Below are 16,251 nucleotides of genomic sequence, written 5' to 3'. Positions count from 1 at the left end.
CCCGCGAATGCGGCCAAAGGTTGACTCGACGGGGGCAGGGCGGGCACCATCGGCCCGCTCGCGATCAATCTACAGCAGGAGCGGCGAAGATGCTGTCGATCCCGAACCGCGCAGCCGTATGTATTTTCGGCTTTGCGCTTTCCGGCTGCATGCAGTCGATGCCGACCGCCGAGACGATCACTCGGCCGACTATGGAGGCCTTCACGCGGCTGAGTTCGTGGACGCCGTGGCGCGCGTCTCCCGAACAGCCTCCGCCGGCCGTCGTCACCGCGCAGAACCCGCCTCAGGTAACCGAGCCGGTCGAGGAGCCGCCGGTGCTGCCAGCGGTCCGGCCCCAACCGAAGCCCAAGCCCGTCCTCCACCACGCGCCGCAGCTGGCCTCGTCGCGCACCCGGCCTGCGACGCTGGCTCCGGTCCCCGTCATCATCCCAGCTGCCGTGGTGACTCCGGTCAAGACGGCCGCACCGACGGGATCGACGCCGACGGCCTCGCCGCTACTGCCGGCCAGGGTGAGCTGTCAGACAGCGAGCCAGCCCGGCGAGCGCGTGCGGATGGAGTGCACGCCGGTCGAGTGACGAGCTGATCGGCATTCGGCGTGGTCCAGCCTGCAGAGGTGTCTCCGATCGACGCATTGGCCAGTCGCAGGCAGTCCCTGCTGCGGCCTTCTGCCCGGGAAATCACTTGGTAAGGAACAACCCCTGCGATCCGGGCTTCCTAAGGTATGCCTCCTCGTAGGAAACCGCCTCTGGATTTTTGGCTTTGGCTCGCGGTCATCGGGCTCGTTGCGCTTGTGGGTGCGGTATCGCTGCAGTTTCCCGCGCGCATCGCGCCGCCGCTCCCGGCCGCGGCCGGCCAGGGCCAAGGGCGATAGATCGGAAAGTCCCCCATGGGCCGGGGCCTTCGATCGTCAGGTTGTGTGGCGATATCGCTCGACCGCGCGCCGCCTCAGATCGTCCTCGTCTTCTGCGACCGCGACCAGCGCTGCGACGATATAGGCCAGTCTGGTCCGCCCTCGCTCGTCAAACACGTTGATATTGGCCGGTTTGACGTCCTGCCAGGCAGCTTCCAGCGCTGCCTGCGCGCGAGCGAGGTCAACAGGATCATTCAGCGATGAGAATGGCACGTCTCCTGCTCCCCCAAGCCCTCGATGCCAACAGATTTAGGAGCCAGATCGCGGTCCGCAAGCATGAAAAAGGGACAGAGGGTCTCTTCGCGAAAAGCTTGATCCATCACTCGTCGGACCCAACCATGAAGCGGCCAAAGCGCCGACTTTGGAGAGAAGCAAGAGACCTGGCGGGACAGGAAGCTTTCGACCATCAGTTGCGGACCTAATGCCTGCATGCCTAAATGCTTGGCATTAAAGGGGGGCATATGCGGCTCATTACGGCTTTGGTCGGCGCTCTTGCTGTCCCGACTACCTGTCTAGCGCAACAGAAACTCGACGTGATGCGGCCGAATGAGGCGGCTTTCCAGTGCGGGTCGGCGTTTGCGATTGTTGGACAGGCATACGCCGATGCGGGCAAGAGCAAAGAGTCAGCAAAATTCCAGGGCAAGGCGCAGAGGCTCTTTGTCATGGCGGAGGCAGAGTTCGCTCGACGAGGTAAGACAAAGCTCGAAGCAGAGGCGCATATGCAGAAGCATGTCGATTCTTTGGTCCGCATGGAGCCCACCATGGACCCTCGTATATTCGCCACCTATATTAAACACTGCGAGACGCGCTTTCCTGATTGACGTTTCTGATCCTTAAGCGACATTCGTCAAAACGGCTTGACACTCATGGCCCAATAGAAATGCCCCGCCGGCATGCGCAGGCGGGGCATCGATTTATCGGCAGGCCCTTCACGGAGATCATCTCTCCGCGAAGGGCTGCTCAGCTCTTAGCTGCGATACCAGGCCGCGAGGTTCCAGGTGTCGACGTCCCAGCCGGAATGGTCGTGGGAGAGGTTGTTCGCCGCTGCGACGACCTTCTTGCGCGACAGGATCGGCAGGATGACGTTGGCCTCGCAGAAGATCTCGTTGACCTTGATCAGCAGCGCGGCGCGCTTGGCCGGGTCGAGTTCCTTCTGGGCGGCCTTGTAGGCCTCGTCGGCAGCCGGATCGGTATAGCGCGAGACGTTGCGGCCCAGCCACTTGTTCTCCTTGTTGGCGACTTCCCAGGAGACGAACTGGTTGAGGAAGCGCTCCGGATCGGGCTGCGGCTGCGTGGTCGTGTACATCTCCATGTCGACATAGAGCTTGGTGTAGGTGTCGGGGTTGGCGACATCCGACGAGAAGAACACCGAAGCCGTGACCGACTTGAGCTCGAGGTCGATGCCGGCGCGCTGGCAGGCCTGCTTGATGATGGCCTGGACCTTCTGGCGCGGGGCGTTGATCGAGGTCTGGTAGACGTATTTGAGCTTCTTGCCATCCTTCTCGCGGATGCCGTCGGCGCCCTTCTTCCAACCGGCGTCGTCGAGGATCTTGTTGGCCTTGTCGATGCTGAACTCGTACTTCAGCTTCTGCGACTTGAACTGCTTGGGCTCGTTGACGAAGCTCGCCGTGGCGCTGCCGGCGCGGCCATAGATGAACTTCTGGATCGAGTCGCGGTCGATCAGCAGGTTGATCGCCTGGCGGACGGCCGGATCCGACAGCGTCGGGTGCTTGGTCTTGACGCTCGAGCGCTCGCCGTCGACCTCGGTCCACGGATCGGTCGTGTTCAGCGTGATGAACTCGATGTCGCCAGCCGCCGCTGCGCTGATCTTGCCGCGGCCACCGGTTTCCATGCGCTTGAGGACTTCGTCCTCGACCAGCGTGTCCCAGGCATAGTCGTATTCGCCGGTCTGGAGCACGGCGCGCGCTGCCGAGACCGCGTCACCGCCGCCCTTGATCTCGAACGTGTCGAAATGCGGCTGGTTCTTGACGTGGTAGTCGGGGTTCAGGGTGCCGGTGAGGATGTCGCCCGGCTTGAAGTCCGCGAACTTGTAGGGGCCGGTGCCGACCGGCTTCAGGTTCGCCGGCGCCTCGCGCGACTTGGCGCCCTTGTAGTCGCCGAAATGATGCTTCGGAATGATCATGCCGGCGACGCCGACGAAGGGATCGGCCCAGAACGGGGTCGGCTTGGCGAAGATCACCTTGACGGTGAGGTCGTCGACCTTCTCGACCTTGATGTCCTTGTAGGCACCGGTGGTGTAGGCGGCCGTCGCCGGATCGGCAGCGTATTCCCAGGTGAAGACGACGTCGTCGGCGGTGAGCGGCTTGCCGTCATGCCACTTCACGCCCGGCTTCAGCTTCCAGGTGACGGTGGTGCCGTCCTCCGAGAGGCCGCCATTGGCGCGGGTCGGGACTTCAGCAGCAAGCTGCGGGGTGAGGTTGCCTTCCTTGTCCCAGCCGGCGAGCGGCTCGTAGAAAACGCGCGAGGCGATCTGGTCCTTGGTGCCGGAGGCGAAATGCGGGTTGAGCAGGGTCGGGGCCTGCCAGAGCAGCATCTTCAGCGGACCGCCGCCACCGGCCTTGGTCGGCTTGTATTCGAGCGTGGCGTTCGCCATCGCCACATCGTTCCATGCCAGGATCTGGCTCGCGATCGGGGCGGCGATGCCCAGCGCAGCCATCCGCTGCATGAAGGAGCGCCGCGACAGGCGGCCCTCTTTCAGATTATCGACCATTCCCTGGATATATTGACTGCTCATAACTGACCTTCGCATTACGCCGGCTAGATATCGACCAGAAATAGATCAGTATCAGCCTTGTTTTTACTGAGTCCAAGGCACGGTAATGCCTTGATCGCGACTCATCTCGTACGGGCCGCGACCTTAAGCCCATCTTAAGGCGTTTTGATGGGATGGTAGGGTTGCTTGCGGCGCATGGCAGTTGTCCGCATTCCCTTGGGCGCCATGGCCATGTGCGGTGCAGCACTGGCGTCGGGATGCCATTGTCTACGGAGGGAGCGACCGGCGGGAGAGGCGCGTGCCGGCACCCAAGGGAGCCCCAGCAAGGCTCGCGTCCGGTACACCGGCGGAGGGCCGGTCAGCCCTCCGCTTTTGTCATGGAAGCTTAGCTCCAGAAGCCTTCTTGATAGGTGCGAGGCGAGAACTCCTTGTCGTCCCGCTGCTCCTCGCAATCCTCCCGACGCTCGCTTTGTGTCTCGCATGCGCAGTCGGAATCGTGCCGTTCCAGCATCAGATCTCTCCTTTCAGTTGTGAGGGAGGGTGCCTTGGGCTTCACGAATATGGGCATTTATGCTGCAGCGCACAAGGCGTGAGTGGCATGGGTGGGTTGCCAACAATGTTGGAACAATCCAGCTAGGACTACGTTGGTGCGGTTCGCCGCAACGCGGCCTGAGGATTGGATACCAGATGAAGCAAGCGACCTATTTTTTGACCATTGCCGGTGCTTTTGCGATCGCTGGCGCGGTGATCGCCTCGCCCATGGCGGCCAGCGCCCAGGATTTGCCTGCGGGCGTTGCCTCCGGCCTCGATAGGCAGCCGGTCGAGTACAGCATGACTGCCGCCAAGGAGCGCAGGCTGATGATCATGCAGGAAACCATGCGCCAGCAGCAGCACGGCCGCGGTAGGCCCGGATACGGGCGCGGCTACGGCCCGCGGCCCCACCCCGGCTACGGCCCCGGCTATGGTCCCCGTCCTGGCCCGCGTCCCGGTTATGGCTATGGGCGCGGCTACGAGCGTTGGTGATCGGTAGCCTCCAATTGGGGCTCCCGCGCGGAGGGAACTGATCCTCCGCGCCGCTTCCCGCGGGGGCCGGCGCTCACGGAGGGCTCGCTTGCATCCGGCTTCGAATCGTGCGCCTTCCCGCAAAACGCAGGGAGCCGGTGGATGATGCAGAAGATCAACGATGTCCGCGACCGCCTGATCGTCGCCCTCGACGTGCCTACCGTGTGGGATGCCTACCGCCTCGTCTCTACGCTCGGCGACGGCGTCACCTTCTACAAGATCGGCTATCGCCTCGCCTTCGCCGGCGGGCTCGATCTCGCACGCCAGCTCGTTGCCGAGGGCAAGAAGGTCTTCCTCGACCTCAAGCTCCACGACATCGGCAACACCGTGAGCGAAGGCGTGGAATCGCTGACCAAGCTCGGCGTCACCTTCCTCACCGTACACGCCTATCCGCAGACCATGCGCGGTGCCGTCGAGGGCCGCGGCGATGCGGCGCTCAAGCTGCTCGCGGTCACCGCGCTGACCTCCTATGACGACAGCGACCTGCGCGATGCCGGCTATGGGCTGGCGGTGCGCGATCTCGTGCGCCTGCGCGCCGAGCAGGCGCGGACAGCCGGCATCGACGGCATCGTCTGCTCGGCTGCGGAGACGGAGATCGTGCGAGAGGTCATCGGGCCCGACATGGTCATCGTCACGCCGGGCATCCGCCCCTCCGGCAGCGCCGCCGGCGACCAGAAGCGCACGCTCACCCCGGCCGAGGCGATCCGCGTCGGCGCCGACCATCTCGTGGTCGGGCGTCCCATCATCCGCGCGGCAGACCCGCGCGCCGCGGCTGGCGCGGTCATGGACGAGATCGTCGCAGCTTCGTAAGCTCCGGCCCGGAACCGATTCAGCCAACGGATTGCACCATGCCCAAGGGATATGTCATCGGCCGCGCCAAGGTCACCGACGCCACCAAATGGGGGGCCTATGCCGCTCGTTCCACCGAAGTGATCAAGCAGTTCGGCGGCGTGCCGGTCGTGCGCGGCGGGCAGATGACGGTCGGCGAGGGTGAGGGGCGCGCCCGCAACGTCGTCATCGAGTTCAAGGATTTCGAGACGGCCAGGGCCTATCTCTTCTCGCCGGAATATGCGGAGGCTCGCAAGCTGCGCGAGGGCGCCGGCGAGATCGATCTCGTCGCCGTCGAGGGGATCTGAGCCATGGCCGCCAAGGGCTATTGGGTCGCGCGCGTCGATGTCGAGAACGAGGAGGCCTATGCCCGCTATCGTTCGCTGAACGCCGTAGCCTTCGCCAAATACGGCGCGAAGTTCCTCGTCCGCGGCGGCGAGTATAAGCTCGCCCGCGGCGAAGGCCGCAAGCACAACGTCGTCATCGAGTTCAAGGACGAGGCGACGGCGCGCGCCTGCTACGCCTCGCCGGAATACCAGGAGGCGATGAAGCATCTGAGCGCCGCCGGCAAGTCCGACCTCATCATCATCGGCGGCTATGAAGGCCCGCAGCCGGGCGAATGAGTTCGCCTGAACGCGATCTCGCACGCGAGACGCTGACCGCCATCGGCGTGATCAGCGGCACTTCGATGGACGCCATCGACGTGTCGCTGGTGACGAGCGACGGGCGCGATGCCGTCGCTTTCGGGGCGGGCGTCTCCTATCCCTATCGCGACGAGACGCGCCGCGCGCTGCAGGCCGTCATCGCCGATGCCGAGCGCGCCTCGGCCGAGCCGCTCGTCGCGCTCGAAGCCGCGGTGACGGCCGACCATCTCGCCGCCATCCGCAGTTACGTTGCCGACCAGAACCTCGGCTGGTCGGATCTCGATCTCGTCGGTCTGCATGGCCAGACGATCTACCATCGGCCGGAACGGCGCTTCACCCGGCAGCTCATCGACGGGCAGGCGGTGGCCGATGCGCTCGGCATCCCCGCCGTCGACCGCTTCCGCCATGCCGATGTTGCGGCCGGCGGCGAGGGGGCGCCCTTCGCGCCGCTCTATCACCGCGCCCTGGCGCAGCGGCTGGGGCAGCCGGTGATGGTGCTGAATCTCGGCGGCGTGGGGAACGTCACCTATATCGACGGCGAAACCGTCATCGCCTTCGATACCGGCCCGGCGAGCGCGATTCTCGATGATTTCGTCCTGCGCCGGCTCGGCCGCCCCTATGATGCCGACGGCATGCTGGCGGCGAGCGGGCGCATTCATGTCGACCTGGTGGCCAGCTTCATGGCCAATCCCTTCTTCGACCGGCCGGCGCCGAAGTCGCTCGATCGCAACGATTTCCATCGCCGCGCCCAGGTTGTCGAGGGGCTCTCGGATGCCGATGGCGCAGCGACGCTGGCGGCCTTCACCGTCGAGAGCATCGTGGCGGCGCTGCGCCATGTGCCGCGCGCGCCCAAGCGCTGGCTCGTCGGCGGCGGCGGGCGGCTGAACCGGCATTTCATGGCGCGGCTCGGTCAGCGGCTCGGCGTGCCCGTCGACCCTGTCGAGGTTGTAGGGTGGGACGGCGATGCGCTCGAAGCGCAGATCTTCGCCTATTTCGCGATCCGTTCGGTCAAGGGTCTGCCACTCAGCCTGCCCTCCACGACGGGTGTGCCGCTGCCGATGACGGGAGGCGAGCTTCACCGGCCCATAGCGCGTAATTGAGCATGGCTGTCATGCCTCCGTCATTTGAAGGATGAGGCGCCGAGCGAGCTCTGCCTACATTTGCGCCGGGTGAGCGGCGAGAGGGAGCTTCGTCGCTCGGAGGGGCGTTGGCAGGTCGGCTCTGCCCGGTAGAGGCCGAACTCAGCGCGGCTGAAGGGGCAGCACCGCGCTGCGCAGCAGCGAGACGAGCTGGCTTTGCTGGCGGGTGTTGGTCTTCTGGAAGATCCGCGCCAAATGCGTGCGGGCGGTCGAGATTCGCACGCCCTGGGCTACGGCCGCTTCCGTCAGAGACAATCCGCTTGCCAGGGCGGACGCAAACTTGGCTTCGGTATCGGTCAAATCAAAGAGCTGGCGCGCGCAGGCGATGATGTCGGTCGCCGTCTCGAGGCGCCTGAGCGCGATCATGACCAGACCATGTTGCCGGTGGAGCGCCGGGGAGGGCGCCGCAGGCATGACGCAGGCCGAAAGCGAATGACCGCCGTCGCCGCCATGCAGGATCATGCTCGCCTGATGGTTTGCGAGCGGGTCGCGAGCGCAGTGCAGCGCGCCGTCGATCAGCTGCCGAAGCCGGCGCTGGTCGCCCGGCTGACGGGCGTAGAGGCGCCCCTGACGCAACCCGATCGGCCCGTCCGGCTCGGCCAGGATTTCGTCGGCGCCCTCATTGGCATAGGAAATCCGCATCTCCGCATCGAGGATCGCGATACCAAGGGCGAGGCGGTCGAGCGCGCCGCGCGCCTCGTCGCGCTGGATCGTGACGCGGCCGATATGGCGGCGCAGTTCCGCCACGCGCCGCAGCACCGGATAGAGCCGGCGGAGCAAGGACGCATCGGCGTCGTCGAAACGCTCCTGGCTGCTGTCGCGCCGGACATCGAAAAACCAGAAGGTCTGTCCTTTCTCCGCAAGGCGGCAGGACATGCCGTCATGAGCGTCAGCCAGGGGGAACCAGCTCTGACCGGCCCGCGGGCGCCGCAGGGGGGCCGTGCCGGCGGCGTCGTGATCCCGATAGACGACGCCGAGCGGAATACCGCGCAAGATCTCGCCCATCTCGATCAGGCCCGGCGCCAGTTCGCTGCAGTACTCCTGCCAGGACGGATTAGGGTTCGACGGGTTGGGGTTCGCCGGGTAGGCGATCCGATCCTCGGGGTAGGGGCCGAAGCTGGCGAAGCAGGCATCCGAGCCGTCGAAGAGCTGCCGCATCGTCTCTGCGGCGCTCGGCATCTGTTCCTCGTCAATCGCGCCGATCAGAAGTCGGTCGATCGCAGACATGACGGTATCGACATCCGGACGCGCCATGAAGGCCCCCGACGGTCATGGGCTGGACATGATCCTGAGATCGGAAGGGTAGCAGCATGGAGTGTCCGGGAAAAGTCCATAAACAATCCAATCCTTAACGGGTGCCGCCAGCTGCCTCAGCCGGATCGGTTCCGGGTCAGCGCGCTGATGTCCGCGGCTGTCGGGAGGGCATCGAAGACGCCGTGCCGCGTCGTCGTCAGCGCGCCCGCGGCTGCAGCGTCACGTAGCGCCTCGGAGAGCGTGGCGCCCTCGGCCAGGCGGACGCCGAGCGTCGCAGCGAAGGCATCGCCGGCGCCGAGGGCGTCGACCGTATCGACCGGGAAACTTGGCTGCACGACAGGCGGCTCATCTGCCGCGACCGCTATGGCGCCGGCTGCGCCGCGGGTCAGCACGGCGAGCCTTGGGCCGCGTTTCAGGATCGCCGGGCCGAGTTCCGCGACGAAGCGCTCCGGCGTGGCGATGTCCACGTCCTGCCAGCCGAACGTCGCCGCCAGGCTGCGTGCCTCGGTTTCGTTGACGATGAGAACCGAGGTCGAGCCCACGACGTCCTCCGGCACCGTCCGGAAAGGCGAGGGGTTGAGCAGGGTTGGCACACCCGCCCGATGGGCCAGGGCGAAGGCCTCGCGGATGGGCGCGTCAGCGATCTCGAATTGCGCGGCCACGAGGGCGGCTCCTTCGATCGCGTTGGCCTTTGCCCGGACATGCGCCTCCGAAAGGGCGAGATTGGCCCCCGGAGCGATGGCGAGGCTGGTCTCGCCGGCCGCGTCGATGAAGGCGACGCCGCTCCCGGTCTGCCCGTCGATGCGCACGAGCATCGCCTCCGGCAGATCGGCGCGCACGAGGGCCGTCGGCGCGAAGCTGGCAGCCAGATCGTCGCCCACAGCAAGCAGTCCATCGACGGCGGTGCCGAGGCGGCGCGCCATGATCGCCTGGTTCAACCCCTTGCCACCGGGTTCGATGGTGACGCGTTCGGCGGTCGTCGATTCCCCGGGCCGCGGAAAACGCCCGACTTTCGCCGAACAAGCGAGGACGAAGCTTCCCAGGATAAAGATCGGCTTGCCGAGCATAGGGTTTGATTTTCCTATTCACGAACTGCTACGCGGGTTGTGTCACGATCATGCAACCGATGACTGCGCCTAAGCCTTCCTTTCCCAAGCCGTCGCCCAAGCCGCCGTTCCAGGAATTGCTGGAGCTGCGCAGCGACACCGCCAAGCCGCTCTATCAGCAGCTTGAGGATCAGCTGACGCGACTGATCGGCGACGGCGTCCTTCCACCCGGCACGACCCTTCCGGCGGAACGCGAATTGGCCGAGCGGCTCAGCATCAGCCGCACCACTGTACAACGCTCCTACAATACGCTGCGACAGCGAAAATTGCTGAGCGCGCAGGGGCGGCTCGGCTCGATCGTTCAGGGGCCGGGGCGTCGTCTGCACTCGGGCATGGACCGGCTCAAGGGCTTCACCGAGGAGATGCGCGAACTGGGCCGGGTGCCGTCTTCCCGCATTCTCGAGCGCACGGTGGTCAACGACCGCTCGATTGCCTCGATTTTCGGCGAGACCTCGCATGCCAGCTTCCTCAAGCTGATCCGTGTTCGCGCCGGTGACGGCATCCCGATGTCACGCGAGTGCGCCTGGTACAATCTGGAGCGGGTGCCGGAGCTCGCCGGGGCAGATCTGACAGGCTCCGTCTATGCTGCTCTTGCCGGTTTCGGATGTCCGCTGGTGCGCTGCGACCAGACCATCGAGGCGGCGGCTCCGAGCGAGGAGGAATGCGCGATCTTCGGCTTCCGGAAGCCGGTGCCTTGCCTGCTGATCAAGCGGCGCAGCTACGGCGCGGATGGCGTCATGCTCGAATATGTCGAAGGCCTTTTCCGCGGTGACACCTATACCTACCGGCTGGCGCTGAAGGTCTGATTCGAGCGGGCGCGCAGCCGCCGGCATGAGGTCCAATCCCGGTCCATATCTGAGAGGCTTTGAACCGGTTTCATCCCCGGTGCGACGAATGGAAACCGAAGCACGTACTGGAACTGTCTCCATACGTATGCGCGGCGAGCCATGGATTGCAGGGATGGATGTTGCGATGTCATTCCATGTTTCGGTCATCGGCAGGGCGGGCTTTACGCCGTTGCCGTCACGACGGGTGGCTCCGGAAGCGGCGGATGCGGCGTCGAAACCCGTCTTCGTCATCGATGCCGGCCTGAACATGCGCTTCAGCAATCGCGGCGCGGCCGCTCTCGCCCGGAACGGGTTGGGTGACACGGATCGCTTCACCGCCTGCGACAAGGCTTTCATGGCGCGGCTTCAGGTCTGGATGAAGCGCTGCCGCGGCGGCAGCGCGCTCGGCGAGATGCGGCTGCCGCTGGCGCTGCGCTGCGGACGGCAGGTCGCGATCGATGCCGTGCATCTGGCGGGCATCGACCTCTTCGTCCTGACCGTCGACGACCCCGAAAGCGCCATGGAGCGGAACGTCGCTCAGGTCAGTGAAGCCTGCGGGCTGACGCCGACGGAAGAGCGCATGCTGGCGCTCATCGTCGAGGGGCTCGACACGATCGTCGCGGCGAGGAGGCTCGGCATCGCGCCGACGACGGCGCGCACGCACCTCCAGCGCCTCTTCACCAAGACCGGAACGGCCCGGCAGAGCGAGCTTGTCCGCTTCGTCGCCACCTATGTCGAGGATGCGCGCTGAGCGAGTTCCGCGCGCGTCGGCAGTTTGATCGTCAGCGGATATTGACACCGCTCATCATCGTAAGCCCTGTGAAGCAGCGTGCGTATGCCCGCACTTTGCCGGGAGCGACCGCGGCCATGCCCGAGACCGTTGCAGCCTTCACCTTTTGCGCTCTGTTGAGCGCAAGCGCGATTCTCGGCATGAAATTGCGCGGCTGGTTGTCAGAGGAAAATCTCCCTGAGCGCACCATGGAGGCGCTGCGGCTGGTGACGAGCCTGCTCGTCACCTTTGCCGCGCTGGTGCTCAGCGTTCAGCTCTCGAACGTGAAGGCAAGCTTCGACAAGGCCTATCGCGACCGCAACGCCGACGCTGCCCAGCTCGCCCAGCTCGGCGAGTGCCTGCGCAACTACGGGCCGGAGGCGGAGCCGATACACCTCGACCTGCGCAGCTACACTGCGGCGGTCATCGCCAGCACCTGGCCGCAGGAGCCGAAGCCCGCGGGCATGTCCTACCCCGACACGTCCGTCATGGCGCGCGAGGGTGCCGATCCTTCCCTCGGTGCCCTGCTCAACCGCATCGGGCGGGCGATCAACGGCTTGGCGTCTTCCGACACGCTCCGCGCCAACATCGCGGCCGAATGCCGCTCGGCCTTTTTGCAGTTGCAGCAGCGGCGCTGGGCCGTGATCGAGGACGTGCATGGGCCGGTCTCGCCGCTTTTCACGAGCGTTCTGACCTTCTGGCTGATGCTCGTGTTCCTGAGCTTCGGCCTGCAGACGCCGCGCAAGCGCGTGGCCGCGATCGTGCTGGGGATCGGGGTCATCTCGATCTCGACGGTGATGTTCGTGATCAGCGATCTCGAGACGCATTATGACGGCTTGTTCGGCATCCCGAGCGCGGCGATGCGCGATGCCCTGGCGGGAATGACCCGCTGAATCCGCGAGGCCGACCGCGAATTGGGGGAGGACGTGGCCTTGGCAAGCTGCGGCCGGTCCGGTCTTGTCGAAGATCACGTTCTACATCGGGCGATGTGCCGAAATGCGCCTTCGACGCGAAGCAGGCGAAGGCGCTGGTCAACGACATTCAAGCCCGGCCCGGCCTCGTCGAGAGCCGCCCGACGGCGGCGCTCTTCGCCGACCCGCAGCACGAGTATACGCGGCAGTTGCTGGCGGCAGTGCCGGGCGGCGGGCGCTTCAGGCACTAATTGACGCAGGTTGCGTCGCGTCTCGTATCGTCGGCCCTCATCCTGAGCGGTAGCCGTCAGGCGGCGTCTCGAAGGATCTTCCAGAATGCGCTGGAGCATCCTTCGAGACGCCGCGGCGCGGCTCCTCGGGAGGAGCGCCGAGCGTGACAGCCGACCTTGCCTTTCCTCGGAGCCTGCCCATGCCTCTCGACGCCGCCCTTCGCGACAAGATCCTCGCCGCCGTCGAGGCGGGCTTCGACAAGCAGGTCGCCTACACGCAGGACCTCGTCCGCTTCGGCTCGGTGCGCGGCCAGGAGCATACGGTCCAGGACTTCATCTTCCGCGCCATGAAGCAGCGGGGCCTGACCATGGACCGTTTCGCCATGGACCGCGAGGCGATCGCGGCCCATCCCGGTGGCGCGCCGTTCTCCGACACGCATTCCGATGCCCCCATCGTCGTCGGCATTCATCACCCACGCGCGGAGAAGGGGCGGTCGCTGATTCTCCAGGCCCATATCGACGTGGTGCCGACCGGCCCGGCCGACCAATGGAGCCATCCGCCCTTCGATCCCGTGATCGACGGCGACTGGATGTATGGCCGTGGCGCCGCCGACATGAAGGCGGGGCACGCGGCGAACCTCGCCTGCCTCGATGCGCTCCGGCGCATCGGCATGCAGCCGGCCGCGACCGTCTACGTCCAGTCGGTGGTCGAGGAGGAATCCACCGGAAACGGCGCGTTGATGACGCATCTGCGCGGCTACAAGGCCGATGCCGTACTCATCCCGGAGCCGGAAGAGGAGATGCTGGTGCGCGCCAATGTCGGCGTGCTCTGGTTCCAGGTCGAGGTGCGCGGCAAGCCGGTGCATGTGCGCGAGATGGGCGCCGGCGCCAATGCCATCGACGCGGCCTATCGCGTCGTCGGCGCCTTGCGAGGGCTCGAGGAGGAGCTCAACCGCGAGAAGGCAGGGCGGGCGCATTTCGAGGATATCGCGCACCCGATCAACCTCAATATCGGCAAGATCGAGGGTGGCGACTGGGCTTCCTCCGTTCCGTGCTGGTGCCGGCTCGATTGCCGCATCGGCATCTATCCCGGCGTGAGCGCCGAGGAGACGGCGAAGCGTATCGAGGCCTGCGTGCTGGCTTTCTCCCGCGGCGACAGGTTCCTCGCCAATAATCCGCCGCGCGTCAGCTTCAACGGCTTCTACGCGCAGGGCTATGTGCTGGAGCCCGGCAGCGATGCCGAGGGCGTGCTGGCGAACGCCCACACCGCCGCGACCGGCAAGCCGCTGAAGAGCTTCATGACGGCGGCCTATCTCGATACCCGCGTCTACGCGCTCTACGACAAGGTGCCGGCGCTCTGCTACGGCCCGGTTTCGGAGAACGTCCACGCCTTCGACGAGCGCGTCAGCCTCACTTCGCTGAAGCGCATCACCGGCACCATGGCGCTCTTCGTCGCCGAATGGTGCGGCCTCGAAACCATCGGCGCTTGAGCGCGCCGGCGCTCGGAGCATCCGGCCGAAAAGTGGACACCGACTTTCGGAGAATGCGATGCTGAAACAAGGAACTGGAGCGCCGGGCGTCCGGGAGGACGCAGTGCGGTCCAGCCGGGCGCTCCTGCTCGTCCCGCTGCTCGGACTGCTCTGGGGCTTCAACTGGCCCGCGGTTCGCATCTCGCTGACCGAGATCGCGCCCTGGACGCTGCGCGCCGCCGGCATGAGCTTCGCCGGACTCGTCCTCGTCGCGGTGGCGCTGGCGCGCGGCGTTCCGCTCGCCGTGCCGCGTGGACAGTGGCTGCGCCTCGTCGTTGCCGGCATCCTCTCGATCGCCGCCTTCAATGTGCTGCTCGCCTTCGCGCAGCTCGCGGCGCCGACCTCGCGTGCCGCGATCCTGACCTTCACCATGCCGATCTGGGCGACGCTGCTCGCCCGCCTCGTGCTGGGTGAGGCTTTCGACGGCCGGCGCCTCGTCGGTCTCGCTTTCGGCATAGCCGGCCTGCTCTGTCTCGGCCTGCCGCTGATCGCGGCCGGACAACTCTCCTTCGGCCTGATGCTGGCGCTCCTCGCGGCGGTGAGCTGGGCGCTCGGTACGATCGTGACCAAGCGCTGGCCGGTCTCGGCTCCGGCGCTCGCCATCGCCGCCTGGCAATTGCTGATCGGCGGGCTCGTGGCCGGCATCGGCATGCTCGCCTTCGAGGGGCTGCCCGCGCCGAAGTTGCTGTCGCCGCGCGTGGTGGCGGCTTTGAGCTTCCACATCATCGGCGCGCAGGCGCTCGCCTACTTCCTCTGGTTCACGGTGGTGGCGCGTCTGCCGGCGGGCATCGCCAGCCTCGGCACGCTGATGGTCCCTGCGGTCGGCGTGCTCGGCTCGGTGTTGCTGCTGGGCGAGCGGCCCACATCGACCGACTGGCTCGGCCTTGCTCTGGTGGTCGCGGCCTCGGGGGCGATCATGGTCCCGCGCCGGCAGCGCCAGGCTGCCCACGGCGCTTGACGGCTAGCGCGTTCATTCGAAAGCCCACTGGAGAGCATCCGGATATTTCATTTTCGGATGGGCGGCGCAGTTCCTATCTGAGGCAGGGCACAAAGGAGGTCCGGGATTGTCCAGATCGTCGCCGATCATCGCCTTCATTCTTCTTCTGCTGGCCTTCTGCCCGCAGCGAACCATCGGACAGACTATGACCGACACCAGCCTTCATGCCGCCGCGGCGCGTGACGACGTCGCCACCATCAAGCGCCTTCTCTCGAAAGGTGCTGCCATCGATACGCGCGATGCGCGCGGGCGCACTGCGCTGCTGGTCGCGGCCCATGAGAACCACGTCAGCGCGGCCCAGGCGCTGATCGAGGCCGGTGCGAATGTGAACGCCAAGGACGCGATCAACGACAGCCCCTATCTCTATGCCGGGGCGCGCGGCCACCTCGCCATCCTGAAGCTGACGCTGGCGCATGGCGCTGACCTCAGGAGCACCAACCGCTACGGCGGCACGGCCCTGATCCCGGCCTGCGAGCGCGGCCATGTCGAGACGGTCCGCACCCTGATCGCCGCCGGTGTCGACGTCGACCACGTCAACAATCTCGGCTGGACCGGGCTGCTCGAGGCGATCATCCTCAGCGACGGTGGGCAGGCGCATCAGCAGATCGTCAATGATCTGATAGCCGCCGGGGCGAATGTGAACCTCGCCGATCGCGACGGCGTCACCCCGCTCCAGCACGCGCGCAGCCGCGGCTACGCCAAGATCGAGCAGATTCTGCGCACCGTCGGCGCCCGGTGAAGAGGTCGATCATGAGTCAGGCCCAGCGTTTCCTTTGCGAGGCGATCGAACTCGCCAGGGCCAATATCGAGAAGGGCGGCCGTCCATTCGGAGCCGTCGTGGTGCGGGGCGGCGAGGTGGTTGCCACCGGCGTCAACGAGATCATCGCCACCAACGACCCCACCGCCCATGCCGAGCTGACGGCGCTGCGCGCGGCGAGCCGCAAGCTGGGCTCGCCGAACCTTGCGGGCTGCGCGGTCTATGCCAGCGGCCATCCCTGCCCGATGTGCATGGCGGCGATGCGGCTCGCCGGCGTAGGCGAAGTCTACTATGCCTACTCCAACGATGACGGGGCGCCGTATGGGCTTTCCACCGCGGCAATCTATGCCGATCTGGCGAGGCCTTTCGCCGAGCAGTCGATGAAGATCAGCTATGTGCCCGTCCGTCTCGACGATGGGTCTGATCTCTATGCGGCGTGGAAGCAGCACCAGACCGCAGCGAGCTAGGCTGCATTGTTATCGCGCGGCCCCGCGCGGTCATCCCCGGCTTGATCCGGGATCCATGCCAGAGCGCCTTGAACCGTTGTTCGCCTG

Annotated in this window: 19 protein-coding genes; 15 read left to right on the top strand and 4 right to left on the bottom strand. The window is 66.1% G+C overall.

Going from position 1 to position 16,251, the window contains the following annotated elements; all coding sequences use genetic code 11:
* Positions 1–89: 89 nt before the first annotated feature.
* Entirely contained in the window at positions 90–575 is a 486-nt protein-coding gene (locus AC1DNE_RS16800) for a hypothetical protein (protein ID WP_476766817.1), read from the top strand.
* A 332-nt stretch (positions 576–907) separates the two neighbouring features.
* On the opposite strand, the gene AC1DNE_RS16795 is transcribed toward AC1DNE_RS16800, so the two are convergent.
* Complete coding sequence (locus tag AC1DNE_RS16795) at positions 908–1,123, bottom strand: hypothetical protein (protein WP_476766816.1); 216 nt, start codon at positions 1,121–1,123, stop codon at positions 908–910.
* Positions 1,124–1,371: 248 nt separating this feature from the next.
* Between AC1DNE_RS16795 and AC1DNE_RS16790 the strand changes: the two genes are divergently transcribed.
* Complete coding sequence (locus AC1DNE_RS16790) at positions 1,372–1,731, top strand: hypothetical protein (protein ID WP_476766815.1); 360 nt, start codon at positions 1,372–1,374, stop codon at positions 1,729–1,731.
* A 146-nt stretch (positions 1,732–1,877) separates the two neighbouring features.
* On the opposite strand, the gene AC1DNE_RS16785 is transcribed toward AC1DNE_RS16790, so the two are convergent.
* Positions 1,878–3,665: a peptide ABC transporter substrate-binding protein gene (locus AC1DNE_RS16785; RefSeq protein ID WP_476766134.1), complete on the bottom strand. Its 1,788-nt coding sequence runs from the start codon at positions 3,663–3,665 to the stop codon at positions 1,878–1,880.
* Between the two features lie 666 nt (positions 3,666–4,331).
* Between AC1DNE_RS16785 and AC1DNE_RS16780 the strand changes: the two genes are divergently transcribed.
* The 5 genes from AC1DNE_RS16780 (at position 4,332) to AC1DNE_RS16760 (ending at position 7,278) form a co-directional block, all read left to right on the top strand.
* Positions 4,332–4,667 carry a hypothetical protein gene (locus tag AC1DNE_RS16780; RefSeq protein WP_441471497.1) on the top strand — a complete coding sequence of 112 codons (336 nt, stop codon included), beginning with the start codon at positions 4,332–4,334 and terminating at the stop codon, positions 4,665–4,667.
* A 141-nt stretch (positions 4,668–4,808) separates the two neighbouring features.
* Positions 4,809–5,516 carry an orotidine-5'-phosphate decarboxylase gene (gene pyrF / locus AC1DNE_RS16775; RefSeq protein ID WP_441471496.1) on the top strand — a complete coding sequence of 236 codons (708 nt, stop codon included), beginning with the start codon at positions 4,809–4,811 and terminating at the stop codon, positions 5,514–5,516.
* Positions 5,517–5,554: 38 nt separating this feature from the next.
* Entirely contained in the window at positions 5,555–5,842 is a 288-nt protein-coding gene (locus AC1DNE_RS16770) for a DUF1330 domain-containing protein (protein WP_441471495.1), read from the top strand.
* A gap of 3 nt (positions 5,843–5,845) precedes the next feature.
* The gene (locus AC1DNE_RS16765) at positions 5,846–6,157 is read left to right on the top strand and encodes a DUF1330 domain-containing protein (RefSeq protein ID WP_441471494.1); all 312 of its coding nucleotides are present in this window, start codon (positions 5,846–5,848) and stop codon (positions 6,155–6,157) included.
* On the top strand, positions 6,154–7,278 hold the full coding sequence (locus AC1DNE_RS16760) for an anhydro-N-acetylmuramic acid kinase (protein ID WP_441471493.1): 1,125 nt from the start codon (positions 6,154–6,156) through the stop codon (positions 7,276–7,278). The genes AC1DNE_RS16765 and AC1DNE_RS16760 overlap by 4 nt, the downstream gene beginning before the upstream one ends.
* A 141-nt stretch (positions 7,279–7,419) precedes the next feature.
* Here AC1DNE_RS16760 and AC1DNE_RS16755 read toward each other — a convergent pair whose 3' ends face one another.
* Positions 7,420–8,544 (bottom strand): helix-turn-helix transcriptional regulator, encoded by a 1,125-nt coding sequence (locus tag AC1DNE_RS16755; RefSeq protein ID WP_441471492.1) that lies wholly within the window; start codon positions 8,542–8,544, stop codon positions 7,420–7,422.
* Positions 8,545–8,687: 143 nt separating this feature from the next.
* Positions 8,688–9,638 carry a PfkB family carbohydrate kinase gene (locus AC1DNE_RS16750; RefSeq protein ID WP_476841126.1) on the bottom strand — a complete coding sequence of 317 codons (951 nt, stop codon included), beginning with the start codon at positions 9,636–9,638 and terminating at the stop codon, positions 8,688–8,690.
* 59 nt (positions 9,639–9,697) lie between these two features.
* On the opposite strand from AC1DNE_RS16750, the gene AC1DNE_RS16745 reads away from it, so the two are divergent.
* The 8 genes from AC1DNE_RS16745 to AC1DNE_RS16710 all read left to right on the top strand — a co-directional run bounded on the left by AC1DNE_RS16745 (position 9,698) and on the right by AC1DNE_RS16710 (position 16,164).
* Positions 9,698–10,483, top strand: a complete 786-nt coding sequence (locus AC1DNE_RS16745) for a GntR family transcriptional regulator (protein WP_476766132.1) — start codon at positions 9,698–9,700, stop codon at positions 10,481–10,483.
* Positions 10,484–10,649: 166 nt separating this feature from the next.
* Positions 10,650–11,255: a helix-turn-helix transcriptional regulator gene (locus tag AC1DNE_RS16740; protein ID WP_441471490.1), complete on the top strand. Its 606-nt coding sequence runs from the start codon at positions 10,650–10,652 to the stop codon at positions 11,253–11,255.
* 116 nt (positions 11,256–11,371) lie between these two features.
* Positions 11,372–12,166, top strand: a complete 795-nt coding sequence (locus AC1DNE_RS16735) for a bestrophin-like domain (protein WP_441471489.1) — start codon at positions 11,372–11,374, stop codon at positions 12,164–12,166.
* Positions 12,167–12,261: 95 nt separating this feature from the next.
* Entirely contained in the window at positions 12,262–12,435 is a 174-nt protein-coding gene (locus AC1DNE_RS16730) for a hypothetical protein (protein ID WP_441471590.1), read from the top strand.
* Positions 12,436–12,614: 179 nt separating this feature from the next.
* A complete protein-coding gene (locus tag AC1DNE_RS16725) occupies positions 12,615–13,904 on the top strand; it encodes an ArgE/DapE family deacylase (RefSeq protein WP_476766131.1) in 1,290 nt (429 codons plus the stop codon).
* Positions 13,905–13,962: 58 nt separating this feature from the next.
* Entirely contained in the window at positions 13,963–14,901 is a 939-nt protein-coding gene (locus AC1DNE_RS16720; protein ID WP_476766130.1) for a DMT family transporter, read from the top strand.
* 184 nt (positions 14,902–15,085) lie between these two features.
* Positions 15,086–15,679, top strand: coding sequence for an ankyrin repeat domain-containing protein (locus tag AC1DNE_RS16715; RefSeq protein WP_476766136.1), 594 nt, complete (start codon positions 15,086–15,088; stop codon positions 15,677–15,679).
* 11 nt (positions 15,680–15,690) lie between these two features.
* The gene (locus AC1DNE_RS16710; RefSeq protein ID WP_441471486.1) at positions 15,691–16,164 is read left to right on the top strand and encodes a nucleoside deaminase; all 474 of its coding nucleotides are present in this window, start codon (positions 15,691–15,693) and stop codon (positions 16,162–16,164) included.
* Positions 16,165–16,251: the final 87 nt, after the last annotated feature.

The organism is Allobosea sp. 05L423, assembly GCF_056397745.1.
Note: the sequence above shows the minus strand (reverse complement) of the source record. Positions and strands in the feature narration are given on the sequence as shown.

Bases quoted from the DNA above. Each gene is read 5' to 3' on its own strand.
- AC1DNE_RS16780 (WP_441471497.1), top strand. From the start codon at position 4,332: ATGAAGCAAGCGACCTATTTTTTGACCATTGCCGGTGCTTTTGCGATC.
- AC1DNE_RS16770 (WP_441471495.1), top strand. From the start codon at position 5,555: ATGCCCAAGGGATATGTCATCGGCCGCGCCAAGGTCACCGACGCCACC.
- AC1DNE_RS16715 (WP_476766136.1), top strand. From the start codon at position 15,086: ATGACCGACACCAGCCTTCATGCCGCCGCGGCGCGTGACGACGTCGCC.
- AC1DNE_RS16785 (WP_476766134.1), bottom strand. From the start codon at position 3,665: ATGAGCAGTCAATATATCCAGGGAATGGTCGATAATCTGAAAGAGGGC.
- AC1DNE_RS16725 (WP_476766131.1), top strand. From the start codon at position 12,615: ATGCCTCTCGACGCCGCCCTTCGCGACAAGATCCTCGCCGCCGTCGAG.
- AC1DNE_RS16740 (WP_441471490.1), top strand. From the start codon at position 10,650: ATGTCATTCCATGTTTCGGTCATCGGCAGGGCGGGCTTTACGCCGTTG.
- AC1DNE_RS16735 (WP_441471489.1), top strand. From the start codon at position 11,372: ATGCCCGAGACCGTTGCAGCCTTCACCTTTTGCGCTCTGTTGAGCGCA.
- AC1DNE_RS16755 (WP_441471492.1), bottom strand. From the start codon at position 8,544: ATGTCTGCGATCGACCGACTTCTGATCGGCGCGATTGACGAGGAACAG.
- AC1DNE_RS16720 (WP_476766130.1), top strand. From the start codon at position 13,963: ATGCTGAAACAAGGAACTGGAGCGCCGGGCGTCCGGGAGGACGCAGTG.
- AC1DNE_RS16745 (WP_476766132.1), top strand. From the start codon at position 9,698: ATGACTGCGCCTAAGCCTTCCTTTCCCAAGCCGTCGCCCAAGCCGCCG.
- AC1DNE_RS16800 (WP_476766817.1), top strand. From the start codon at position 90: ATGCTGTCGATCCCGAACCGCGCAGCCGTATGTATTTTCGGCTTTGCG.
- pyrF (WP_441471496.1), top strand. From the start codon at position 4,809: ATGATGCAGAAGATCAACGATGTCCGCGACCGCCTGATCGTCGCCCTC.
- AC1DNE_RS16790 (WP_476766815.1), top strand. From the start codon at position 1,372: ATGCGGCTCATTACGGCTTTGGTCGGCGCTCTTGCTGTCCCGACTACC.
- AC1DNE_RS16750 (WP_476841126.1), bottom strand. From the start codon at position 9,638: ATGCTCGGCAAGCCGATCTTTATCCTGGGAAGCTTCGTCCTCGCTTGT.
- AC1DNE_RS16760 (WP_441471493.1), top strand. From the start codon at position 6,154: ATGAGTTCGCCTGAACGCGATCTCGCACGCGAGACGCTGACCGCCATC.
- AC1DNE_RS16710 (WP_441471486.1), top strand. From the start codon at position 15,691: ATGAGTCAGGCCCAGCGTTTCCTTTGCGAGGCGATCGAACTCGCCAGG.
- AC1DNE_RS16765 (WP_441471494.1), top strand. From the start codon at position 5,846: ATGGCCGCCAAGGGCTATTGGGTCGCGCGCGTCGATGTCGAGAACGAG.